This is a genomic window from Streptomyces sp. JW3 (assembly GCF_052216785.1).
Classification (GTDB): Bacteria; Actinomycetota; Actinomycetes; order Streptomycetales; family Streptomycetaceae; genus Streptomyces.
Genome location: NZ_JBQOUX010000081.1, coordinates 1 through 20,430, shown reverse-complemented (window position 1 = coordinate 20,430; position 20,430 = coordinate 1). Strand labels below are relative to the sequence as shown.

Here is a 20,430-nt window from a genome sequence, read left to right as displayed (position 1 = left end):
CGGCCCCGGTCCTCCCTCGGTCCCGCGGCCCGGTGCGGACACCCCCGAAGACGCGAAACTCACCGCCCCGCCAGCCGAGCCGCCTCCTGCGCGCACCCCCAGGCCACCGTGACGCCCGCGCCGCCGTGGCCGTAGTTGTGCACCAGGAGCCGCCCGTCCGGCAGGACGTCCCGCTCCAGCCGTACCGCGTCCCGCGCGGGCCGCAGACCCACCCGGTGCTCCAGGACCCGGGCCCCGGCGATCTCCGGCCGCAGCGCCGCGCACCGCCGGACGATCGCCGCCGCCACCGCCGGGTCCGGCTCCGCCGACCAGGCGTCGTCCTCCGCCGTACCGCCCAGCACCAGCCGGTCCCCGTGCGGGAAGAAGTACGCCATCTCCCCGGTGGCCGGGTCCGTGGACACCGTCCAGGTGCGGATGCCGGGATTCGCCACCACGACCAACTGCCCCCGCACCGGCCGCACCGACGGATCCGGCACCAGCGTCCGGGCCCCGAGCCCCGTGCAGTTGACCACCACCGGTGTCTCCGGTTCGCCGAGCCCGGCCACCGCCCGCCTCTCGACCGAACCGCCCGCCGCCAGCAACCGCTGGTACAGCCAGGGCAGATGAATCGACATGTCGATGAGCGGCAGCCGGGCCCACAGCCCCGACCCGGCGTACTCCTCGGCCGTCGCCGCCCGCAGCCCCGGCAGCCGCGCCGCCGCCCATCCGTCGACCTCGTGCCGCTCCGTCTCGCCCAGTACCCCTTCGACCATACGTACGCCGGTGTGCCCGGAGCGGGCCGCCAACTCCTCGTACACGTCCAGGGAGCGCAGCGCCCACGCGCGCGCCGCCGCGGCCGGCGCGATCCGGTACGGCCACCACAGCGCCCCCGCCACCGCCGAGGTGGTCCGCTCCACGGGCTCCCGGCTCCACACCCGCACCCGGCTGCCGCGCTCGGCCAGGACGACGGCGGTCGTCAGCCCGATCACGCCGCCGCCCACCACACCGACTTCGCCATCCAGTTCGGTTTTCACACGCGGACGGTAGCGGAACCCGTCCCGTCGTGCGCACTTCGCCCCGGTAGCGGGAATACTCACCGCATGTCTGCCGAGTACACGACCTTCGGCCTGGCCCCGGCCGCCCGCACCGGGGGAGTCCTCGCCGGGGGTGCGTACCAGGTCCACCGCGATTTCCTCGACTTCATCGTCGACGGCCGGCCGCTGCTGTTCCGCCTCAGCGACCTGGACGCCGTCTCCCCGCTGGCCGCCGACGTGCCGCCCGCCATCTTCACCGCCCAGGTCCGCGGCCTGTTGCTGGAGGCCGGCCCGCCGCTGCCCGACGGCCGGTACATCATCTACGGCTGCCCCGAGTGCGAGGACCTGGCGTGCGGCGCGGTGACCGCCGTGATCCGGCGGGACGGTGACGACTACGTCTGGCGGGACTTCGCCTGGCAGACCACCCCGGACGCCGACCTGACGCGCAACGGCTACCACGGCATCGGCCCGTTCCGGTTCCCCGGCGCCGAGTACCGCGCGGCCCTCGCCCCGCTGCTCGACCGGGGGCCCGGCGCACCGCGCCGCCGCGTCCTGCTGGTCGGCGCCCGGGCCGCCGCCCTGGGCCGGGTGGCCGCCGCGCTGCGCACCATCGACATCGGCGCCGACCTCGCCCCGGATCTCGCCGACGCCTCCGCCGACGAACTGTGCCAGTACGGCGCCGTGGCCTTCGGCCCCGCGGTGCCGGAAGAGGCCCGGGCCGCCGTCCGGGCCGCGTTCACCGCGGCCGGCGCCACCGGCGTCAGCTACGTCGACGAGCCGGCCCCGATCGTCCCGGTCCTGGTCGCCCAGATCGAACACGCCCTCGACCGCACCCCGGTCGAACGGCGCCGGCTGACCGGCCTGGCCGTGACCGACGCGGCGGCCGGCGTCGAGGTCACCTCGCCCTGCCGGATACGCCTCACCGCGTACCGGCTGGACCGGCTGCGCCGCACCCGCGTCCATGAGCTCTTCGACGGCGTCCTGGAACCGGGCGTGCACCGTCTCGCGCTGGCCGCCGGCGCGCTGAAGGGCCGTTCCTACCTGGTGGCCCGGGCCCCGGAGAGTGTGCTGGTGACGCACGGAAAGCCCGGCTGAGCCCCGGGCGCCCCGGCCGCTAAAATCGGCGCCCTGATGACTGCCACCCTCGTCGCCAAGAACCTCGCCGCCGGCCACGGCGACCGCTCCCTGTTCGCCGGGCTCGACCTCGTTGTCGCCCCCGGTGACGTGATCGGCCTGGTCGGGCCCAACGGCGCCGGCAAGTCCACACTGCTGCGGATGCTCGCCGGCCTCACCGCCCCCGAACAGGGCGAGCTGCGCCTGTCCCCGCCCACCGCCACCGTCGGCCACCTCCCGCAGGAGCCCGAGCGCCGGCCCAGGGAGACGGTGCGCGCCTTCCTGGCCCGGCGCACCGGCGTCGACGAGGCCCAGCGGACCATGGACGAGGCGACCCAGGCGCTGGTCGACGGCGCGCCCGGCGCCGACGACGCCTACGCCACCAGCCTGGAGCGCTGGCTGGCGCTCGGCGGCGCCGACCTCGACGACCGCGCCGAAGAGGTCGCCGCCACCCTGAACCTGGCAGTCGACCTCGACCAGCCGATGACCTCCCTCTCCGGCGGCCAGGCCGCCCGCGCCGGCCTCGCCTCCCTGCTGCTGTCCCGCTACGACCTCTTCCTCCTCGACGAGCCGACCAACGACCTCGACCTGGACGGACTGGAACGCCTGGAACGCTTCGTCACCGGCCTGCGGGCCGGCACCGTCGTGGTCAGCCACGACCGCGAGTTCCTCGCCCGCACCGTCACCAAGGTCCTCGAACTCGACCTGGCCCAGCGGCAGATCAACCTCTACGGCGGCGGCTACGACGCCTACCTGGAGGAACGCGAGGTGGCCCGTCGGCACGCCCGGGACGAGTTCGAGGAGTTCGCCGACAAGCGGGCCGCCCTCCAGGACCGGGCCCAGACGCAGCGCTCCTGGATGGACAAGGGCGTCAAGAACGCCCGGCGCAAGGCGGCGAACGACAACGACAAGATCGGCCGCAAGTTCCGCAGCGAGGCCAGCGAGAAGCAGGCCGCCAAGGCCCGGCAGACCCAGCGCATGATCGAGCGGCTGGACGTCGTCGAGGAGCCCCGCAAGGAGTGGGAGCTGCGGATGGAGATCGCCGCCGCCCCGCGCTCCGGCGCGGTCGTCGCCACCCTGCGCGACGCCGAGGTGCGGCGCGACGGCTTCACGCTCGGCCCGGTCACCCTCCAGATCGACTGGGCCGACCGGGTCGCGGTCACCGGCGCCAACGGCGCGGGCAAGTCCACCCTGCTCGGCGCCCTGCTGGGCCGGGTCCCGCTGGACGCCGGGCACGCCGCGCTCGGCTCGGGCGTCCTGCTCGGCGAGGTCGACCAGGCCCGGGGCCTGTTCCACGGCGCCGAGCCGCTGCTGGACGCCTTCCAGACGGCGGTCCCGGACACCGAACCGGCCGAGGTCCGCACCCTGCTCGCCAAGTTCGGCCTGAAGGCGGACCACGTGCTGCGCCCGGCGGCCACCCTCTCCCCGGGCGAGCGCACCCGGGCCGCCCTCGCCCTGCTCCAGGGCCGGGGCGTCAACCTGCTGGTCCTGGACGAGCCGACGAACCACCTCGACCTGCCGGCCATCGAACAGCTGGAGTCGGCCCTCGACTCCTACGCGGGCACCCTGCTCCTGGTCACCCACGACCGCCGGATGCTGGACGCGCTGCGGGTGACCCGCCGCCTGGAGGTGGCCGACGGCAAGGTGACGGAACGCTAGGCACGTCCCGGCACCTCACCCCCGTACGGCTACGCCAGACCCGCCCGCTTCAGGGCGTCGGCCATCGCGCTGTTGGCGGGCGGTGTCGCCGGGCGCCCCTTGCCCTTGCCGCCCCCGCCGGACTGCTGCCGACGCTGCTGCGGCGGCCGGCCGCCGCCGCCCCGCTGCTGACGCGGCTGCTGCTCACCAGGGGCCTTGGGCGCCGCCTCGTCGTCCAGCCGCAGCGTCAGCGAGATCCGCTTGCGCGGGATGTCGACGTCCAGCACCTTCACCTTGACGATGTCCCCGGGCTTGACCACGTCCCGGGGGTCCTTCACGAACGTCCTGGACAGCGCGGAGACATGCGCGAGCCCGTCCTGGTGCACCCCGACGTCGATGAACGCCCCGAAGGCCGCCACGTTCGTCACGACCCCCTCCAGGACCATCCCCGAGGACAGGTCGGAGATCTTCTCCACGCCCTCCTTGAAGGTGGCCGTCTTGAACGCGGGACGCGGGTCGCGGCCCGGCTTCTCCAGCTCCTTGAGGATGTCCGTCACCGTCGGCAGCCCGAACGTCTCGTCCACGAACTGAGTCGGCCGCAGCGACCGCAGCACCGAGGTGTTCCCGATCAGCGAGGCCACCTCCTGCCCGGCGGTCTTCACCATCCGGCGCACCACCGGATACGCCTCGGGGTGCACGCTGGACGCGTCCAGCGGGTCGTCGCCGCCCCGGATCCGCAGGAAGCCCGCACACTGCTCGTACGCCTTCGGACCGAGCCGGGCGACCTTCTTCAGCTCGCCGCGGCCCTTGAACGGACCGTTGGCGTCGCGGTGCGCCACGATGTTCTCCGCCAGCCCGGAGGTGATCCCGGAGACCCGGGCGAGCAGCGGCGCGGAGGCGGTGTTGACGTCCACCCCGACCCCGTTCACACAGTCCTCGACCACCGCGTCCAGCGAGCGTGAGAGCTTCACCTCGGACAGGTCGTGCTGGTACTGGCCGACGCCGATCGACTTCGGGTCGATCTTCACCAGCTCGGCCAGCGGGTCCTGGAGCCGGCGGGCGATGGACACCGCGCCGCGCAGTGACACGTCCATGTCGGGCAGTTCCTGCGAGGCGAACGCCGAGGCCGAGTACACGGACGCGCCCGCCTCGGAGACCATCACCTTCGTCAGCTTCAGCTCGGGGTGCTTGGTGATCAGCTCCCCGGCCAGCTTGTCGGTCTCGCGGGACGCCGTGCCGTTGCCGATGGCGATCAGCTCGACCGCGTGCTCCTTCGCCAGCCGGGCCAGCTTGGCGATCGCCTCGTCCCACCGATTGGCCGGGACGTGCGGGTGGATCACATCGGTCGCCACGACCTTCCCGGTCGCGTCCACCACGGCGACCTTCACCCCGGTACGGAAACCGGGGTCGAGGCCGAGCGTGGCCCGCGTCCCCGCCGGGGCGGCCAGCAGCAGATCGCGCAGGTTGGCCGCGAACACGTTCACCGCCTCGTCCTCGGCGGCCGTCCGCAGCCGCAGCCTGAGGTCGATGCCCAGGTGGACCAGGATGCGGGTGCGCCAGGCCCAGCGGACCGTGTCCTTGAGCCACTTGTCGCCCGGCCGGCCCCGGTCGGCGATCCCGAACCGCGACGCGACCATCGCCTCGTACGACGACGGCCCGTCGGTGGGCTCCTCGGGCTCCAGCACCAGGTCGAGGACGTCCTCCTTCTCGCCGCGCAGCATCGCCAGGACGCGGTGCGAGGGCAGCGCGGTGAACGGCTCGGCGAAGTCGAAGTAGTCGGCGAACTTGGCGCCCGCCTCCTCCTTGCCGTCCTTCACCTTGGCGGCCAGCCGCCCGCGCGTCCACATCCGCTCGCGCAGCTCACCGATGAGGTCGGCGTCCTCGGAGAACTTCTCGGTCAGGACGGCCCGCGCCCCGTCCAGCGCGGCCTGCGGATCGGCCACCCCCTTGCCGGCGTCGACGAACGCGGCCGCCGCCGCGAGCGGCTCCACGCCCGGGTCGCTCAGCAGCCCCTCGGCCAGCGGTTCGAGCCCCGCCTCACGGGCGATCCCCGCCTTGGTGCGCCGCTTGGGCTTGTACGGCAGATAGATGTCCTCCAGGCGCGCCTTGGTCTCGGCACCCCGGATCCGCGCTGCCAGCTCCTCGGTGAGCTTGCCCTGCTCCCGTACCGAGTCGAGGATCGCGGCCCGCCGCTCCTCCAGCTCCCGCAGATAGCGCAGCCGCTCCTCGAGCGTGCGCAACTGCGCGTCGTCGAGCATCTCGGTCGCTTCCTTGCGGTAGCGGGCGATGAAGGGCACGGTGGAACCGCCGTCGAGCAGTTCCACCGCGGCCTTCACCTGCCGCTCCCGTACGCCGAGCTCCTCGGCGATCCTGCCTTCGATGGACCCAACGTCGATCGACTCGGGTGTCGTCACGATGCCGTACCGCCTTCTCACTGAGGTTGCGCGGCAATTGTGGCAGGCCGCACCGACACTCGGGGATCAGGGCGGGACTCCGGGCAGGTCGGCGGCGGCGCGCTCAGGCCCGGCGGCTGCGGGTCGAGCCGGACGCCCCGCCGAACAGCCGGGCCAGGGCCCGGAAGGGCAGCGTGACGACGGTCGCGATGGCGCCGCCGATCTGGCGCAGCACGTCTGCGATGGCACGGAACACGAAAGCCTCCCTCTGTCCACCCGGCCGGTCCGGCCGGGTGAACACCGGGTACCTCGTCGGCGGCCCGATATGCCGGGCGCGTGGGCCGGCCACCGCGCGCCGCCCCTCGGCACGCGCACCGACGTCGCCGGTCAGCTTCTGGTCAGCCCTTGCCGAGCAGGTCCGCCGGGAAGGCGCCGGCGCCCAGCGCGGTGCGGGCGAACGCCGTGCCCAGTTCGGTGAGGCGCGCCACGCCCGCCGGACCGAGGTGGTCGTAGGGACCGGCGTCCAGGCGGTCCGTCTCCCGCTCGATCTCCGCGCGGAGCGCCACGCCCGCCTCGGTCAGCTCCCCGGCGGCGTCGAGCAGGCCGCGCTCGCGCAGCCGGGCGATGGCGGCGTCCCACTCCTCCGGGGTCCAGCCGCGGGTGCCGAACACCCACTTGGGAGTCATCCCCTTGCCGGTCGCCGTGTGCGTCACCAGCGCCTCCAGACCGTCCAGCCCCGCGGCCATGAGCACGGCCAGGTGCCCGTCGCCGCGGTGCTCGCGCAGCAGCGTCGCGGCGTGCCAGTACGCCAGGTGCGGCGCGTTTGGCACCGGCAGGTCGGCGTGCGCGGAGTACAGCGGCCGGGCGGCCCGGGTGCAGCCCTCGGCGGCCCGCAGCGCCAGCCCGGCGGCCTCCGCCAGCTCCGCCGACGCCAGGACCTGGTCGCCCAGCAGCCGGCGCAGGGTGGCGTCGACGGCACGCGCGCGTGCCGCGAGGGCCTGCTCCGGAGTGACCGTCGACCAGACGGCCGGGACGTGCCGGGCGACCAGCTCGTGCTTGTAGTTGTAGAACGCGGCGGTGACCGCGCCGGCGCCGACCGGCCCCAGCGCGGCGGCCCGGGCGGCGAAGTTGACGGCCCGGGGGTCGGTGACCCCGAGGGCGCCCAGCTCCCGGCCCAGGTCGGGCGAGAAGTAGTGCGTCGAGTGCAGTGAGTTGAGCACGTTGTGACAGCGGCGGGCAGGGCGCCGGTCGATGGCGGCAGTCGTCATGCACGGCACGTTACCAACCGGTAGGTATGTACGGAACGCCCGTGCCGCCGATGGCCGGAAAGGTGGGCAGCACGTCATTGCGGACGCCCGCCGGCCGCCCGGAGAATCGGGGCATGACGCAGCGAACCGTCCTCGTCGTCCTCTTCGACGAGGTGCAGAGCCTCGACGTCACCGGCCCCCTGGAGGTGTTCACCGGCGCGGCGAAGGCGGTTCCGGGCTCCTACCGGGTCCGCACGGCCGCCCTCGGCGCCGGCCCGGTCCGCACCTCCAGCGGACTGACCCTCGTACCCGACCTGCCCCTCGCCCAGGCGCCCGTGCCGGACATCCTCCTGGTGCCCGGCGGCGCGGGCACCCGCCGTCCCGACCGGCCGCTGACCGACTGGCTGCGCGCACACGGCCCGCGCGCCGGCCGGCTGGTCTCCGTCTGCACCGGCGCCATCCGGCTCGCCGAGGCCGGCCTCCTGGACGGCCGCCGCGCCACCACCCACTGGGCGTACTGCGACCGCCTCGCCCGCGACCACCCCGCCGTGCACGTCGACCCCGACCCGATCTACGTCCGCGACGGCCATGTCGCCACCTCGGCCGGCGTCACCGCCGGCATCGACCTCGCCCTCGCCCTGGTGGAGGAGGACCTGGGTCGGGACACCGCCCTGAGCGTCGCCCGCAACCTCGTGGTCTTCCTGCGCCGGCCCGGCAACCAGGCTCAGTTCAGCGCCCAGCTCGCCGCCCAGACCGCCCGCCGCGAGCCGCTGCGCGACGTCCAGCAGTTCATCAGCGAACACCCCGGCGCCGACCTCGGGGTGGAGTCCCTCGCCGCCCGCGCCCGCCTCTCGCCCCGCCACTTCGCCCGCGCCTTCCGCGCCGAGACCGGCACCACCCCCGGCCGCTACGTCGACCGGGTCCGCGTCGAACACGCCCGCCGGCTGCTGGAGGACACCCGGGCCGGCGTCGAGGAGATCTCCCGCACCTGCGGCTACGGCACCCCCGAGGCGATGCGCCGCGCCTTCGTGAAGACCCTGGGCACCTCCCCGGCCGAGTACCGCCGCCGGTTCCACCCCACCGCCACCCGCTGACCCAGCGCCGGAAGGACCCTTCGTGCAGATCGCCATCGTCCTCTACGACCGCTTCACCGCCCTCGACGCCGTCGGCCCCTACGAGACCCTCGGCCGCCTCCCGGACGCCGGCACCGTCTTCGTCGCCGAGCAGACCGGACCGGTCCGCACCGACACCGGCAACCTGGCCCTCGTCGCCGACCGGACCCTGACCGACGTGCCCGCCCCGGACCTCGTCGTGGTCCCCGGCGGTCCCGGCCAGAGTGCCCAGATGGCCAACCCGGTCCTGCTCGAATGGCTCCGCGGCGCCGACGCCACCAGCACCTGGACCACCTCGGTCTGCACCGGCTCGCTGCTGCTGGCCGCCGCCGGACTGCTGCGCGGCCGCCGGGCCACCTCGCACTGGCTGGCCCTGGACGCCCTGTCCCGGTACGGCGCCGAACCGGCCGCCGAGCGGGTGGTCACCGACGGCAAGTACGTCACCGCGGCCGGGGTCTCCGCCGGCCTCGACATGGGCCTGACCCTGCTCGGCCGGATCGCCGGCGACGACCACGCGCGCGCCGTCCAGCTGCTGACCGAGTACGACCCCCAGCCGCCCTACGACGCCGGTTCCCCGGACAAGGCGCCCGCCCAGCTGGTGGCCGAGCTGCGCGCGGGGAGCCGGTTCAACCTGACGCGGGAGCGCTCCAGGTGAAGCGCGGCGGGCGGCGCTCCAGGAACGCCGCGACCCCTTCCGCGGTCTCCCCGCCGGCCTCCGCCTGCGCCGCCCAGTACGCCTCCCGGCCGGCCCGCCCGTCCGTGAACTCCTTCGCCGCCGCCTGCGTGAGCGCCGACCGGGACACCAGTACCCGGGTGAACTCCGCGACCCGCGCGTCCAGCCCGCCGGCCGGCAGCACCTCGTCGACCAGGCCCGTGCGCAGTGCCCGGCCGGTCCCGATCAGCTCGCCCGAGAACAGCAGGTACTTCGCCGCAGCCGGACCCACCAGCGCCGCCAGCCGCCGGGTGGCGGACGCCGGGTAGACCACCCCCAGCCGGGCCGGGGTCACCCCGAACAGCGCCCCCTCCTCGGCGAACCGCAGATCACAGGCGGCCGCCAGCTGCACCCCGCCGCCCACGCAGTGCCCGCGGACCGCCGCCAGCGTCGGCTTCGGAAAGGCCGCCAGCGCCTCCTCCGCGTCCACGGCCAGCCGCTGCGCCTGCTGGGCCCCGCCGGCCAGCGTGGCGATGTCCGCGCCGGCGCAGAAGGTGCCGCCCGCGCCGGTGAGCACCAGCGCCCGCACCGCCGGATCGGCGGCGAGGGCGTCCAGCAGCGGGGGCAGCGCCCGCCACATCGCCGCCGTCATGGCGTTGCGCTTGGCGGGGCGGTCGATGACGACGGTGGCCACCGCGTCCGAGACGCGATGCGGCAGCTGAGGCTCCATGTGCCGGATGTTACCGGCCGGTTCCGGTCTGTCCGCCGGACGTGTTAGGCAAATGCCAACAAAGGGGACTTGTGGGAAACAGGCTGAAGGAGGCGTCCATGACCACGTCGACCACCTCCCCGCGCGGGGCGGCGAAGCTCAACCGGAGCTTCGGCCTGCTCGCGGCACTCGGCGTACTGCTGCTGATCGCCGGTCTCGTCGGGCTCGTCTACACCGGATTCGCCACCCTGACCTCGATGCTCCTGTTCGGCTGGCTGCTGCTGGTCGGCGGGGTCGTCGGCCTGCTGCACGCGGTCCAGTCCCGCGGCAGCAGCTTCCTCTGGCTCGGCGTCATCGTCGCCGCCCTGAACATCGCCGCCGGGGTGGTGATCATCGCCAAGCCGCACGCGGCCGCCGCCGCCCTGACCATGTTCGCCGCGCTGCTGTTCCTCACCGCCGGACTCTTCCGGCTGGTCGGCAGCGTCGTCGTACGCGGCCCGCAGTTCGGCTGGACGCTGCTGCTCGGCGTCTTCGACCTGCTGCTCGGCGTCCTCGTGCTGGCCTCGTGGCCGAGCAGCAGCAAGTACGTCATCGGTACGTTCTTCTCGCTGGCCCTCCTCTTCGACGGCCTCGGCCTGATCGCCACCGGCTTCGGCGGCCGCCGGATCGTCGGCATGGTGTCCGAACGCTGAGACGTCAAACCCGTACAACCGGAATAGTTCGCCGAGACGGTGCAACCGGGACAGGATCAGTCCCACAACTGACTGTGTCATACGCCAACGATCAAAACCGTTCGATACGCGCTGACTTGCGTTCAGAACCTCGGAGCGGAGCGACTCGTTACCAACACTCAGGGGTGTGGTGACAATCGAGCGCAAGGGTGGCGACCCGACGATGGACGACCACGGGCGGGAGGACGGCGCGGCCCCGGACCCGGGACCCCAGCCGCATCCGGCGGCGGACAAACCCGCGGACGCCACGGACCCCCTGCCCTACGAGGGCGTCTGGCGGTTCACCGCCCCCTCCGTCGAGGCGTCCGTCCCCCAGGCCCGGCACGCCGTGCGCGACCTGCTGGGCCGCCAGGGCGTACCGGTCTCGGACGACGTGGCCGACGGACTGCTGCTGATCGTCTCCGAACTGGTCACCAACGCGGTCCGGCACGCGGCGGTGCTCTCGCCGACGCTCGCCGTGGAGGTGGCGGTCGGCTCCGACTGGATCCGGCTGTCCGTCGAGGACAACCACCCCTACCGCCCGACCGCCCTGGAGACCGACCCCGCCCGGACCGGCGGCCGGGGCCTGCTGCTGGTCCGGGAGATCACCCGGGAGGCCGGCGGCGCCTGCGACGTCGCCCACACGGCGAGCGGCGGCAAGGTGGTCTGGGTCGCCCTGCCGCTCGAACACGCCGTGCGGTGACCCGGCGGCTCACCAGCCGGCGGACGGGCCCGTCAGCTCCCGGACGGCCGGCCGCGCCGCGTCCAGCACCGTCATGAACCACGCCGAGAAGGTGTCCCGCGCGTGCCGCTCGGCCAGCTCGGCCGGGGTGACGAAGACGGTCTCGGCGACCTCCTCCGGGTCGGGCCGCGGCGCCGCCTGCACCAAGCCCACGAAGAGGTGGTTGTACTCCTGCTCCACCAGGCCAGACGCCGGGTCCGGGTGGTTGTAGCGCACCGTGCCCGCCTCGGCGAGCAGTGACGGGGAGACGCCCAGCTCCTCGAAGGTGCGCCGGGCCGCCGCCGCGAACGGCGCCTCGCCGGGGTAGGGGTGACCGCAGCAGGTGTTGGACCACACGCCGGGGGAGTGGTATTTGCCCAGCGCCCGCTGCTGGAGCAGCAGCCGGCCGCGCTCGTCGAACAGGAACACGGAGAAGGCGCGGTGCAGCCGGCCGGGCGGCTGGTGCGCGGCGAGCTTCTCCGCCGTGCCGATCGTGACGCCGTCCTCGTCGACGAGTTCCAGCAGAATCGCGTCCGCGGTGCCGTTCGACGAACTGTGCGTCGCGGTGGCAGGAGTGATCGGCATACCCATCCTTCGCATCGGTCCTCGCGCCCCAAGTGTGCCGTACCCGGTCGGCGCTCCCGGCGCTTCCCCGTCCCGCCCGCATGTCCCGCGGCACCGCGCGGGGGCAACGGACGTGACCGGCCGGGCGCCGGAACGGGGCCCGATAGGTGATCGTGCCCGGTGCCCCGGACGCGGAATCGTCCGGGGCGGGCCTGTCGGGACTCAGGACGCCCACCGACCGGCGGACGGCTGCGTTCCCCGGCGCGCGCCTTCAGCTACGCGCCCCTTTCCACGGCCCGCGCCGCCTCCCGGGGCCCGGCCCACGCACTCTCGGGACCCGTGGGGCCCGTGGGCCCGGCGCCGCCTCCCGGGCCCCGCACACCTCAATGGCAAAGCCGCGCCTCATGCTCCGCGTGGCCGCCCGGCTCCAGCTGGAAGGTGCAGTGCTCCACGTCGAAGTGGTCGCCGAGGCAGCCCTGGAGTTCGTGCAGCATCTTCTCGTGGCCGATCGCGTTCAGCGCCTCCGAGCTGACCACCACGTGCGCGGACAGCACCGGCAGCCCGGAGGTGATCGTCCACGCGTGCAGGTCGTGCACGTCCTCCACCCCGTCCAGCGCCAGTACGTGGGCCCGCACCTGGGCGATGTCGACATCCTTCGGCGCCGCTTCCAGCAGCACGTCCAGCGTCTCGCGCAGCAGCCTCACCGTCCGCGGCACGATCATCACGCCGATCACCAGCGAGGCGATCGGGTCGGCGGCCTGCCAGCCGGTGCCCACGATGACCAGCGCGGACACGATCACCGCGACCGACCCCAGCGCGTCCGCCACCACCTCCAGGAACGCCCCCCGCACGTTCAGGCTCTCCGCCTGCCCCCGCATCAGCAGCGACAGCGACACCGAGTTGGCCACCAGGCCGATCACACCGAAGACGACGGTCAGCCCGCCCTCGGTGCCGGCCGGGGTGACGAACCGCTGGACCGCCTCGTACAGGACGTATCCGCCCACTCCGAGCAGCAGCAGACAGTTGGCCAGCGCGGCCAGGATCTCGGCGCGGGCCAGCCCGAAGGTGCGCCGGTCGCTGGCCGGGCGCCCGGCGAAGTGCACCGCCAGCAGCGCCATGCCCAGTCCCACCGCGTCGGTCGCCATGTGCGCCGCGTCCGCGACCAGCGCGAGCGAGTCGGCCAGCACCCCGCCGACGAGCTCCACGACCATCACGGTCAGCGTGATCGCCAGCGCCACCCGCAGCCTGCCCCGGTACGCCGCGGTCGCCGTGGCGCCGGCGGGTGCGCCGTGGGTGTGCCCGTGTGCGTGCCCGTGCTCGTGCCCAGCCCCCATGAAAGCCGCCTCCCTGTGGTCCGGGAGCACAGTGAACTACGGGCCGACGGCATCCGGCAACGCGGCACTGAACACCGTTGTCATTGCGCCTGACCTGCGGAAACGTTACGCAGGTCAGAGCGGTCGACGGGCGCTCGAAGGCTGGCCGGAAGGGGTTCGAGCGCCGGCCCGGCCCGGCCCCCGCGTACCCCCGCAGGCACCCTTCATCCGGCCTCTCATCCGGCCTTGCGAACCAGTCGACCAGGGGTGCGGTTTGTTAGCCGGGCCCCGCATCCCCGATGATGATCGCGGCAAAGGCGTGGGCACGTCGCGTCAACCGTCCGTGAAACGGCCGGTGAACGCGGCGTTCTGGTCATCCGATAACCTCTGCCGACATGCCGCCCGGGGGCTGTGGACACAGGCGCCCCCACCATGCACAGGCCCGGCGCACGGCGTCGGCATCCAGGGAGTGAGTTCGGTTGTCGACCGCCATCCTCACCGGTCAGCCGGTTCCCGGTTCGTCGATCGAGGGCGATCTGCGGGAGCTCGGCTTCGACGTGCGCCTCGCGGCCGACGCCGCCGACGCCGAACGCAGCCTTGCCCAGGTGCCCAGCGGAGAACGGGTCGCCGTGGTCGACGCCCGCTTCGTCGGCCACCTGCACACCCTGCGCCTCGGCCTCACCGACCCCCGCTTCCCGCTGGCCGCCGTGCCGGGCGCCGTGACGGCCAAGCCGGACGGCCGCCAGGCCCTGACCCGCGCGATGGCCCGCCAGATGTCCGCGAGCGGCGCGGGCGCGGCGGCCACCCTGGTCGACAGCCTCGCCGACCGCATCGTCACCGCCCTCGACGCGGACGGCACCGAGGTGCACCGGCCCGAGCTGGGCAGCCTGGTCGCCGCCGTCCCCGCCGACCCGCAGGCCCGCAACGAGGCCCGGCAGGCGGTCGCCGCCGTCGACGACGAGGCGATCCGGCTGAAGTCGGCGGTGAAGGCCCGCGACGGCTTCTTCACCACCTTCTGCATCAGCCCCTACTCCCGCTACCTCGCCCGCTGGTGCGCGCGTCGCGGCCTGACCCCCAACCAGGTCACCACCGCCTCCCTGCTCACCGCCCTGATAGCGGCGGCCTGCGCGGCCACCGGCACCCGCGGCGGCTACGTCGCCGCCGGCCTGCTGCTGCTCTTCTCCTTCGTACTGGACTGCACCGACGGCCAGCTCGCCCGCTACTCCCTCCAGTACTCCACCCTCGGCGCCTGGCTCGACGCCACCTTCGACCGCGCCAAGGAGTACGCCTACTACGCCGGCCTCGCGCTCGGCGCGGCCCGTGGCGGCGATGACGTATGGGCGCTCGCCCTCGGCGCGATGGTCCTCCAGACCTGCCGGCACGTCGTGGACTTCTCCTTCAACGAGGCGCACGTCGTAGGCACTGACGCCACCGCCAACACCAGCCCCACCGCCGCGCTCTCCGGCAAGCTCGACAGCGTCGGCTGGACGGTGTGGGTGCGCCGCATGATCGTGCTGCCGATCGGCGAGCGCTGGGCGATGATCGCGGTCCTCACCGCCGTCACGACGCCCCGTATCACCCTGATCGTGCTGCTGGTCGGCTGCGCCTTCGCCGCCACGTACACCACGGCCGGCCGGGTCCTGCGCTCGCTGACCCGCCGGGCCCGCCGCACCGACCGGGCCGCGACCGCGCTGGCCGACCTCGCCGACAGCGGGCCGGTCGCGGAGGCGCTGACCCGGGTGACCCGCGGCCTGCCCGGCGGCACCGCCCCCGTGGTGGCCCTGATCGGCGGCGCCGCCGTCACCGCCACGGCCGCGCTGACCGGCTTCGGCGGTCCCTGGACCCTGGTCGCCGCCGCCGGGTACGCCGTGACCTCGGCCGCCGCCGTCGCCCGCCCGCTCAAGGGCGCCCTCGACTGGCTGGTCCCGCCGTTCTTCCGCGCCGCCGAGTACGGCACCGTCCTGCTGCTGGCGGCGAAAGCGGACGTGAACGGCGCCCTTCCGGCGGCTTTCGGGCTGGTGGCGGCGGTCGCCTACCATCACTACGACACGGTCTACCGCATCCGCGGCGGCGCGGGCGCGCCGCCGAACTGGCTGCGCCGGGCCGTCGGGGGACACGAGGGGCGGACGCTGCTGGTCGCCCTGCTGGCCGCGCTGCTCACCGCCGCACAGTTCACCGTCGCGCTCACGGTCGTCGCCGTGGCCGTGGCCCTGCTGGTGCTCTTCGAGAGCATCCGCTACTGGGTGTCCGCCCACCGGGCCGGCTCACCCGCCGTACACGATGAAGGAGAAACCGCATGATCGGCCTCGTGCTCGCGGCCGGCGCCGGACGGCGTCTGCGCCCCTACACCGACAGCCTGCCGAAGGCGCTGGTGCCGGTGGGGCCCGCGGGCATAGAAGGCGAACCAACGGTTCTCGACCTCACCCTCGGCAACTTCGCCGAGATCGGCCTGACCGAGGTCGCGGTCATCGTCGGCTACCGCAAGGAGGCCGTCTACGCGCGCAAGGCGGCGCTGGAGGCGAAGTACGGCCTCAAGCTCACCCTCATCGACAACGACAAGGCCGAGGAGTGGAACAACGCCTACTCCCTGTGGTGCGGCCGGGACGCCCTCAAGGACGGCGTGATCCTCGCCAACGGCGACACCGTGCACCCGGTCTCCGTGGAGCGGACGCTGCTCGCCGCCCGCGGTGACGGCAAGAAGATCATCCTCGCCCTGGACACCGTGAAGTCGCTGGCCGACGAGGAGATGAAGGTCGTCGTCGACCCCGCCAAGGGCGGCATGACGAAGATCACCAAGCTGATGGACCCGGCCGAGGCCACCGGCGAGTACATCGGCGTCACCCTCATCGAGGGCGACGCCGCACCCGAGCTGGCCGACGCGCTGAAGACGGTCTGGGAGACCGACCCCCAGCAGTTCTACGAGCACGGCTACCAGGAGCTGGTGAACCGCGGCTTCCGGATCGACGTGGCGCCGATCGGCGACATCAGGTGGGTGGAGATCGACAACCACGACGATCTCGCCCGGGGACGGGAGATCGCATGCCAGTACTGACCCGGCTGATCCCCTCGCCGCTGGTCGTGGACATCCGCCCGGGTGCCCTCGACGACCTCGGCTGCGTCCTCGACGACGAACGCATCTCGCACTCCGGCCGGCTCGCCGTCGCCGTCAGCGGCGGCTCCGGCGCCCGGCTGCGCGAGCGCGTCGCGCCGAGTCTGCCCGGCGCCACCTGGTACGAGGTCGGCGGCGGCACCCTGGACGACGCGGTCCGGCTGGCCGGCGACATAAAGGCCGGCCACTACGACGCCGTCGTCGGACTCGGCGGCGGCAAGATCATCGACTGCGCCAAGTTCGCCGCGGCGCGGGTCGGCCTGCCGCTGGTCGCGGTGCCGACCAACCTCGCGCACGACGGCCTGTGCTCGCCGGTCGCCACCCTCGACAACGACGCGGGCCGCGGCTCGTACGGCGTTCCGAACCCGATCGCCGTCGTCATCGACCTCGACGTCATCCGCGAGGCCCCGGTGCGCTACGTACGGGCCGGCATCGGCGACGCCGTCTCCAACATCTCGGCGATCGCCGACTGGGAGCTGGCCAACCGGGTCAAGGGCGAGCGGATCGACGGACTGGCCGCCGCGATGGCCCGCCAGGCCGGCGAGGCCGTACTGCGCCACCCCGGCGGCATCGGTGACAACGACTTCCTCCAGGTGCTGAGCGAGGCACTCGTGCTCAGCGGCATCGCCATGTCCGTCTCCGGCGACTCGCGGCCGTCCTCCGGTGCCTGCCACGAGATCAACCACGCCTTCGACCTGCTCTTCCCCAAGCGCGCCGCCGCCCACGGCGAGCAGTGCGGCCTGGGCGCGGCCTTCGCGATGTATCTGCGCGGGGCGCACGAGGAGTCGGCGTACATGGCCGAGGTGCTGCGCCGGCACGGACTGCCGGTGCTGCCCCAGGAGATCGGCTTCACCCCCGAGGAGTTCGTCCGCGCCGTGGAGTTCGCTCCCGAGACCCGGCCCGGGCGGTACACCATCCTCGAACACCTCGACCTGAAAACCGACCAGATCAAGGACGTCTACACCGACTATGTCAAGGCCATCGGTAGCTGAACTACGTCCGGTCGTCCACCCCGCGGGGGTCAAGGACCGGCGCAGCGGTGAGCACTGGATGGGACGCCTCTACATGCGTGAGGTGTCCCTGCGGGTCGACCGCTACCTGGTGAACACCAGGGTCACACCCAACCAGCTCACGTACCTGATGACCGTCTGCGGCGTCCTCGCCGCCCCGGCCCTGCTGGTGCCGGGCATCTGGGGCGCCGTGCTCGGCGTCGTCGCGGTCCAGCTCTATCTGCTGCTGGACTGCGTCGACGGCGAGGTCGCCCGCTGGAAGAAGCAGTACTCGCTCGGCGGCGTCTACCTGGACCGGGTCGGCGCCTACCTCACCGACGCCGCCGTCCTAGTCGGCCTCGGCCTGCGCGCCGCCGACCTGTGGGGCAGCGGCCGGATCGACTGGCTGTGGGCCTTCCTCGGCACGCTGGCCGCGCTCGGCGCCATCCTGATCAAGGCCGAGACCGACCTGGTCGGCGTCGCCCGGCACCAGAACGGCATGCCGCCGGTCAAGGAGGCCGCCGCCGAGATGCGCTCCTCCGGCATGGCGCTGGCCCGCCGGGCCGCCGCCCTGCTCCGGTTCCACCGCCTCATCCTCGGCATCGAGGCGTCGCTGCTGATCCTGCTCCTGGCCATCGTGGACCACGTCCGCGGCGACCTGTTCTTCACCCGCCTCGGCACCGCCGTGCTGGCCGGCATCGCGCTGCTCCAGACCCTGCTGCACCTGGTGTCCGTGCTGGCCTCCAGCAGGCTGAAGTGAGCCGCCCCATGAAGGTCGGCGCCGTCATCATCACCATGGGCAACCGCCCCGAGGAACTGCGCGCCCTGATCGACTCGGTCGCCAAGCAGGACGGCGACCCGGTCCAGGTCGTGGTCGTCGGCAACGGCTCGCCCGTGCCCGACGTCCCCGCGGGCGTGCGCACCGTCGAGCTGCCCGAGAACCTCGGCATCCCCGGCGGCCGCAACGTCGGCATCGACGCGTTCGGCCCCGGCGGCCGGGACGTCGACGTGCTGCTGTTCCTGGACGACGACGGCCTGCTGGCCCGTACCGACACCGCCGAGCTGTGCCGCGAGGCGTTCGCCGCCGACCCGGAGCTCGGCATCGTCAGCTTCCGCATCGCCGACCCGGAGACCGGCGAGACCCAGCGCCGGCACGTGCCCCGGCTGCGCGCCGCCGACCCGATGCGCTCCTCCCGGGTCACCACCTTCCTCGGCGGCGCCAACGCCGTCCGCACCGCCGTCCTCCAGCAGGTCGGCGGTCTGCCGGACGAGTTCTTCTACGCGCACGAGGAGACCGACCTGGCCTGGCGGGCCCTCGACGCGGGCTGGATGATCGACTACCGGTCCGACATGGTGCTGTACCACCCCACGACCGCCCCCTCGCGGCACGCGGTCTACCACCGGATGGTCGCCCGCAACCGGGTCTGGCTGGCCCGCCGCAACCTGCCCGCCCTCCTGGTCCCGGTCTACCTCGGCGTCTGGCTGCTGCTCACGCTCGCCCGCCGCCCCTCGCGCCCCGCGCTGAGGGCGTGGTTCGGTGGCTTCCGGGAGGGCTGGAGCACCCCGTGCGGTCCCCGCCGGCCCATGAAGTGGCGTACGGTGTGGCGGCTGACCCGGCTGGGCCGGCCCCCCGTCATCTGAGAAGCTCGTACCCCGGCGCGCCCGGCGGCCCCGAGCCGCAGGGTGCGCCAGGCCGGTACCGGCCGCGCATCCCGAAGACGAAAGTTTCCACTAGTGAGTGAGACAACGCACGACGGCACGGTCGCCATGACCAAGCCCGTGTCACCCGACGAGGGCCTGACGGCGGCACGGCTCGCCGAGAAGTACGGCCTCACCGTGAGCGGCGCCCGGCCCTCCCTCGTCGAGTACGTCCGCCAGCTCTGGGACCGGCGGCACTTCATCCTCGCCTTCTCCCGCGCCAAGCTGACCGCCCAGTACAGCCAGGCCAAACTGGGCCAGCTCTGGCAGGTGGCCACCCCGCTGCTGAACGCGGCCGTCTACTTCTTCATCTTCGGTCTGCTGCTCGGCGCCCGCCGCGGCATCCCGCACGACATCTATGTGCCGTTCCTGGTCACCGGCGTGTTCGTGTTCACCTTCACCCAGTCCTCGGTGCTGGCCGGCGTCCGCGCCATCTCCGGCAACCTGGGCCTGGTCCGGGCGCTGCACTTCCCCCGCGCCTCACTGCCCGTCTCCTTCGCGCTCCAGCAGCTCCAGCAACTGCTGTACTCGATGATCGTGCTGGTCATCATCATGATCGGGTTCGGCAGCTACCCGAGCCCCGCCTGGCTGCTGGTGCCGCCCGCGCTGCTGCTCCAGTTCGTCTTCAACACCGGCCTCGCGCTGATCTTCGCCCGCGCCGGCAGCCGGACCCCCGACCTGGCCCAGCTGATGCCGTTCGTGATGCGCACCTGGATGTACGCGTCCGGCGTGATGTTCTCCATCCCGGCGATGCTCGCGAACAAGGACGTGCCGGGCTGGCTCACCGACGTCCTCCAGTGGAACCCGGCCGCCATCTACATGGACCTGATCCGCTTCGCGCTGATCGACGGCTACGGCTCCTCCTACCTGCCGCCGCACGTGTGGGCCTTCGCCCTGGGCTGGGCGGTACTGGCCGGAGTGGTCGGCTTCGTCTACTTCTGGAAGGCCGAGGAGAGGTACGGCCGTGGCTGAGGCGACCCAGGGCGAGCGGGTGCCCACCGTCATCGCCGACGACCTGCACATCGTCTACCGCGTCAACGGCGCCCGCGGCGGCAAGGGCAGCGCCACCGCCGCCCTGAGCCGCATACTCAAGCGCGGCTCCGACGACACGGCGCGCGGGGTGCGCAAGGTGCACGCGGTACGGGGCGTGTCCTTCGTCGCCTACCGGGGCGAGGCGATCGGCCTGATCGGTTCCAACGGCTCCGGCAAGTCCACCCTGCTGCGCGCCATCGCCGGCCTGCTCCCCGCCGAGCAGGGCAGGGTCTACACCGACGGCCAGCCGTCCCTGCTCGGGGTGAACGCCGCCCTGATGAACGACCTCACCGGCGAGCGCAACGTCATCCTCGGCGGCCTCGCGATGGGCATGACCCGGGAGCAGATCAAGGAGCGCTACCAGGACATCGTCGACTTCTCCGGCATCAACGAGAAGGGCGACTTCATCACCCTGCC

At 73.3% G+C, this 20,430-nt stretch carries 20 protein-coding genes; 13 read left to right on the top strand and 7 right to left on the bottom strand.

The window, feature by feature from the left end; genetic code table 11:
• Nucleotides 1-59: 59 nt before the first annotated feature.
• On the bottom strand, nucleotides 60-1,013 hold the full coding sequence (locus ACTT8P_RS27470) for an FAD-dependent oxidoreductase (RefSeq protein WP_442834444.1): 954 nt from the start codon (nucleotides 1,011-1,013) through the stop codon (nucleotides 60-62).
• 66 nt (nucleotides 1,014-1,079) lie between these two features.
• Between ACTT8P_RS27470 and ACTT8P_RS27465 the strand changes: the two genes are divergently transcribed.
• Nucleotides 1,080-2,108 (top strand): oxidoreductase, encoded by a 1,029-nt coding sequence (locus ACTT8P_RS27465; protein ID WP_442834443.1) that lies wholly within the window; start codon nucleotides 1,080-1,082, stop codon nucleotides 2,106-2,108.
• A gap of 36 nt (nucleotides 2,109-2,144) precedes the next feature.
• Nucleotides 2,145-3,785 carry an ABC-F family ATP-binding cassette domain-containing protein gene (locus ACTT8P_RS27460; RefSeq protein WP_442834442.1) on the top strand — a complete coding sequence of 547 codons (1,641 nt, stop codon included), beginning with the start codon at nucleotides 2,145-2,147 and terminating at the stop codon, nucleotides 3,783-3,785.
• Between the two features lie 29 nt (nucleotides 3,786-3,814).
• Here ACTT8P_RS27460 and ACTT8P_RS27455 read toward each other — a convergent pair whose 3' ends face one another.
• The 3 genes from ACTT8P_RS27455 to ACTT8P_RS27445 all read right to left on the bottom strand — a co-directional run bounded on the left by ACTT8P_RS27455 (nucleotide 3,815) and on the right by ACTT8P_RS27445 (nucleotide 7,425).
• Nucleotides 3,815-6,178, bottom strand: coding sequence for a Tex family protein (locus ACTT8P_RS27455; RefSeq protein WP_442834441.1), 2,364 nt, complete (start codon nucleotides 6,176-6,178; stop codon nucleotides 3,815-3,817).
• Nucleotides 6,179-6,281: 103 nt separating this feature from the next.
• Nucleotides 6,282-6,413 carry an LPFR motif small protein gene (locus ACTT8P_RS27450; RefSeq protein WP_252100555.1) on the bottom strand — a complete coding sequence of 44 codons (132 nt, stop codon included), beginning with the start codon at nucleotides 6,411-6,413 and terminating at the stop codon, nucleotides 6,282-6,284.
• A gap of 142 nt (nucleotides 6,414-6,555) precedes the next feature.
• Entirely contained in the window at nucleotides 6,556-7,425 is an 870-nt protein-coding gene (locus tag ACTT8P_RS27445; protein WP_442834440.1) for an SCO6745 family protein, read from the bottom strand.
• 113 nt (nucleotides 7,426-7,538) lie between these two features.
• On the opposite strand from ACTT8P_RS27445, the gene ACTT8P_RS27440 reads away from it, so the two are divergent.
• Nucleotides 7,539-8,498 (top strand): GlxA family transcriptional regulator, encoded by a 960-nt coding sequence (locus ACTT8P_RS27440; RefSeq protein WP_442834439.1) that lies wholly within the window; start codon nucleotides 7,539-7,541, stop codon nucleotides 8,496-8,498.
• A 22-nt stretch (nucleotides 8,499-8,520) separates the two neighbouring features.
• Complete coding sequence (locus ACTT8P_RS27435) at nucleotides 8,521-9,171, top strand: DJ-1/PfpI family protein (protein WP_442834438.1); 651 nt, start codon at nucleotides 8,521-8,523, stop codon at nucleotides 9,169-9,171.
• On the opposite strand, the gene ACTT8P_RS27430 is transcribed toward ACTT8P_RS27435, so the two are convergent.
• Nucleotides 9,143-9,898, bottom strand: a complete 756-nt coding sequence (locus tag ACTT8P_RS27430; protein WP_442834437.1) for an enoyl-CoA hydratase/isomerase family protein — start codon at nucleotides 9,896-9,898, stop codon at nucleotides 9,143-9,145. The genes ACTT8P_RS27435 and ACTT8P_RS27430 overlap by 29 nt on opposite strands.
• Nucleotides 9,899-9,996: 98 nt before the next feature.
• On the opposite strand from ACTT8P_RS27430, the gene ACTT8P_RS27425 reads away from it, so the two are divergent.
• Nucleotides 9,997-10,569, top strand: coding sequence for an HdeD family acid-resistance protein (locus ACTT8P_RS27425; RefSeq protein WP_442834436.1), 573 nt, complete (start codon nucleotides 9,997-9,999; stop codon nucleotides 10,567-10,569).
• 202 nt (nucleotides 10,570-10,771) lie between these two features.
• Nucleotides 10,772-11,290 (top strand): ATP-binding protein, encoded by a 519-nt coding sequence (locus tag ACTT8P_RS27420; RefSeq protein WP_442834456.1) that lies wholly within the window; start codon nucleotides 10,772-10,774, stop codon nucleotides 11,288-11,290.
• A gap of 9 nt (nucleotides 11,291-11,299) precedes the next feature.
• Here ACTT8P_RS27420 and idi read toward each other — a convergent pair whose 3' ends face one another.
• Nucleotides 11,300-11,893, bottom strand: coding sequence for an isopentenyl-diphosphate Delta-isomerase (idi, locus tag ACTT8P_RS27415; protein ID WP_361161690.1), 594 nt, complete (start codon nucleotides 11,891-11,893; stop codon nucleotides 11,300-11,302).
• Between the two features lie 362 nt (nucleotides 11,894-12,255).
• Complete coding sequence (locus tag ACTT8P_RS27410) at nucleotides 12,256-13,206, bottom strand: cation diffusion facilitator family transporter (protein ID WP_442834435.1); 951 nt, start codon at nucleotides 13,204-13,206, stop codon at nucleotides 12,256-12,258.
• A gap of 458 nt (nucleotides 13,207-13,664) precedes the next feature.
• Between ACTT8P_RS27410 and ACTT8P_RS27405 the strand changes: the two genes are divergently transcribed.
• The 7 genes from ACTT8P_RS27405 to ACTT8P_RS27375 all read left to right on the top strand — a co-directional run.
• A complete protein-coding gene (locus ACTT8P_RS27405) occupies nucleotides 13,665-15,485 on the top strand; it encodes a DUF5941 domain-containing protein (protein ID WP_442834434.1) in 1,821 nt (606 codons plus the stop codon).
• Entirely contained in the window at nucleotides 15,482-16,237 is a 756-nt protein-coding gene (locus ACTT8P_RS27400) for a sugar phosphate nucleotidyltransferase (protein ID WP_442834433.1), read from the top strand. Before ACTT8P_RS27405 ends, ACTT8P_RS27400 begins: the two co-directional genes overlap by 4 nt.
• Nucleotides 16,225-17,286 carry an iron-containing alcohol dehydrogenase family protein gene (locus ACTT8P_RS27395; protein WP_442834432.1) on the top strand — a complete coding sequence of 354 codons (1,062 nt, stop codon included), beginning with the start codon at nucleotides 16,225-16,227 and terminating at the stop codon, nucleotides 17,284-17,286. Before ACTT8P_RS27400 ends, ACTT8P_RS27395 begins: the two co-directional genes overlap by 13 nt.
• On the top strand, nucleotides 17,264-18,043 hold the full coding sequence (locus ACTT8P_RS27390) for a CDP-alcohol phosphatidyltransferase family protein (protein ID WP_442834431.1): 780 nt from the start codon (nucleotides 17,264-17,266) through the stop codon (nucleotides 18,041-18,043). Before ACTT8P_RS27395 ends, ACTT8P_RS27390 begins: the two co-directional genes overlap by 23 nt.
• 8 nt (nucleotides 18,044-18,051) lie before the next feature.
• Nucleotides 18,052-18,924: a glycosyltransferase family 2 protein gene (locus ACTT8P_RS27385; RefSeq protein WP_442834455.1), complete on the top strand. Its 873-nt coding sequence runs from the start codon at nucleotides 18,052-18,054 to the stop codon at nucleotides 18,922-18,924.
• 93 nt (nucleotides 18,925-19,017) lie between these two features.
• Nucleotides 19,018-19,953, top strand: a complete 936-nt coding sequence (locus ACTT8P_RS27380) for an ABC transporter permease (protein WP_442834430.1) — start codon at nucleotides 19,018-19,020, stop codon at nucleotides 19,951-19,953.
• Nucleotides 19,946-20,430, top strand: a 485-nt coding sequence (locus ACTT8P_RS27375) for an ATP-binding cassette domain-containing protein (protein ID WP_442834429.1), incomplete at its 3' end; no start/stop codon positions are given. The genes ACTT8P_RS27380 and ACTT8P_RS27375, both read left to right, overlap by 8 nt.

What these genes read in the sequence shown, in the direction of transcription:
- ACTT8P_RS27465 (WP_442834443.1), top strand. Translation starts at nt 1,080, where the DNA reads ATGTCTGCCGAGTACACGACCTTCGGCCTGGCCCCGGCCGCCCGCACC.
- ACTT8P_RS27460 (WP_442834442.1), top strand. Translation starts at nt 2,145, where the DNA reads ATGACTGCCACCCTCGTCGCCAAGAACCTCGCCGCCGGCCACGGCGAC.
- ACTT8P_RS27445 (WP_442834440.1), bottom strand. Translation starts at nt 7,425, where the DNA reads ATGACGACTGCCGCCATCGACCGGCGCCCTGCCCGCCGCTGTCACAAC.
- ACTT8P_RS27440 (WP_442834439.1), top strand. Translation starts at nt 7,539, where the DNA reads ATGACGCAGCGAACCGTCCTCGTCGTCCTCTTCGACGAGGTGCAGAGC.
- ACTT8P_RS27430 (WP_442834437.1), bottom strand. Translation starts at nt 9,898, where the DNA reads ATGGAGCCTCAGCTGCCGCATCGCGTCTCGGACGCGGTGGCCACCGTC.
- ACTT8P_RS27425 (WP_442834436.1), top strand. Translation starts at nt 9,997, where the DNA reads ATGACCACGTCGACCACCTCCCCGCGCGGGGCGGCGAAGCTCAACCGG.
- ACTT8P_RS27420 (WP_442834456.1), top strand. Translation starts at nt 10,772, where the DNA reads ATGGACGACCACGGGCGGGAGGACGGCGCGGCCCCGGACCCGGGACCC.
- idi (WP_361161690.1), bottom strand. Translation starts at nt 11,893, where the DNA reads ATGCCGATCACTCCTGCCACCGCGACGCACAGTTCGTCGAACGGCACC.
- ACTT8P_RS27410 (WP_442834435.1), bottom strand. Translation starts at nt 13,206, where the DNA reads ATGGGGGCTGGGCACGAGCACGGGCACGCACACGGGCACACCCACGGC.
- ACTT8P_RS27400 (WP_442834433.1), top strand. Translation starts at nt 15,482, where the DNA reads ATGATCGGCCTCGTGCTCGCGGCCGGCGCCGGACGGCGTCTGCGCCCC.
- ACTT8P_RS27395 (WP_442834432.1), top strand. Translation starts at nt 16,225, where the DNA reads ATGCCAGTACTGACCCGGCTGATCCCCTCGCCGCTGGTCGTGGACATC.
- ACTT8P_RS27390 (WP_442834431.1), top strand. Translation starts at nt 17,264, where the DNA reads ATGTCAAGGCCATCGGTAGCTGAACTACGTCCGGTCGTCCACCCCGCG.
- ACTT8P_RS27385 (WP_442834455.1), top strand. Translation starts at nt 18,052, where the DNA reads ATGAAGGTCGGCGCCGTCATCATCACCATGGGCAACCGCCCCGAGGAA.